Origin of the sequence: Bartonella queenslandensis AUST/NH15 (assembly GCF_000312585.1) — a bacterium.
Taxonomy (GTDB): domain Bacteria; phylum Pseudomonadota; class Alphaproteobacteria; order Rhizobiales; family Rhizobiaceae; genus Bartonella; species Bartonella queenslandensis_A.
In genome coordinates, this window is the sequence record NZ_HE997985.1 from 48,316 (window position 1) to 49,858 (window position 1,543).

Consider the following 1,543-nt stretch of genomic DNA (forward strand, 5'->3'; position numbering starts at 1 on the left):
GATAAGGTTGCACGACTTTTGCATGACTTGGCATAAGCATACGCATAAAGTCTTTTGCTTCACGATATCCTTGATCTCCAGAGACGAGAATTTCACTAATGTTCTTATTGTAAAGATCTCGTATAGAACGTTTTATGAGATTGCTTTCTTCATGAACAAGGCATGGAGCCGTTGATTTAAGTGTCAAAGTGCGAATAGTATCCCATAGTCGCATAAGATATTCATAATCACGTTTAATTTCAGCTTTTGTTCTATTGGCACCAGCGGTTCGTAGGATAACGCCCATACCCTTTGGAACGGCTAATTCTTTTACGATTTCTTTAAGACGCTTACGGTCTTGTACATTCGTAATCTTTCGTGAAATACCACCACCGCGTGCTGTGTTGGGCATGAGAACAGAATAACGACCCGCTAGAGAGAGATATGTTGTAAGTGCGGCACCTTTATTTCCGCGTTCTTCCTTGATGACTTGCACCAACAAAATTTGACGTCGTTTAATCACTTCTTGAATTTTATACTGGCGCCCTTGTTTTCTTTGATACGTTGGGATCTCTTCACGGATATCCTCAGCACCGACCATTTCGATCTCATCATAAGAGGCATCGGCATTTAATATTTCTTCTGTATGATCAATTGTTACAGCTTCGGATGCAATATCGTTTTCAATATCGGCTGCTATGATGCTGTTTTTCGTATTTTTTTTTGTTTTTTGGGAGCGTTTTTTATTTTTAGTTATTTCTTCCGTGAAAACATCTGCTAGATTTTCTCCTACAGCTGCCTTTTCCTCTTCTTCAAGAAGAGCAAGGCGATCAGCCACAGGAATTTGATAATAGTCAGGATGAATTTCAGAAAATGTTAAAAATCCATGTCGGTTTCCACCATATTCAACAAAAGCAGCTTGGAGAGATGGTTCTACACGCGTAATACGTGCAAGATAAATATTCCCCTTGAGCTGTTTCTTATGTTCTGATTCAAAATCAAGTTCCTCAATTTTGTTGCCGTGAACAACAACAACACGTGTTTCCTCCGGATGGGAGGCATCTATAAGCATTTTGTTTGACATAAGTTAATATCCTGAAGGCGACATGCACCATTTTATTCAAACGAATGGTACAATTATTCGTAGACGTACAGGGCTGTCTGCCATAAAAGGGAGGTACCAGAAAAACAGGACGGAACACTAAATGTAGATGCATGATCGCATTTACATCATTTTTCATCATTATCCTCATCCGTTTTTTATGACTCATATTTCTTAAAAGTCTCTGGTCAAATAATCTTTAAAACAGTTCGGATATCCGAACCAACGAATCTTAAGTAATGCAATCCTAGTTTTATAACATAGAAATTTTTCATCCATAACAAAGTCTCAACGCATAATACGCAGCATCCCTTTTAAGACAACTCACATGAGTTACAGATAATGAGATCTATTATCAGTTAGGAAGCACCAGTATTCTTTTATGTTGATATCATGCGTTTGGCAAGTAACAATGTAAATCATGTATCATGATAATATTTTTATTACCTTAATTTTGTTTTT

1 protein-coding gene is annotated in these 1,543 nt (G+C 37.5%); it reads right to left on the reverse strand.

Going from position 1 to position 1,543, the window contains the following annotated elements:
- A partial coding sequence (locus tag BN338_RS02265; RefSeq protein ID WP_039758632.1) for a ribonuclease E/G occupies positions 1-1,063 on the reverse strand: 1,063 nt, incomplete at its 3' end.
- Positions 1,064-1,543: the final 480 nt, after the last annotated feature.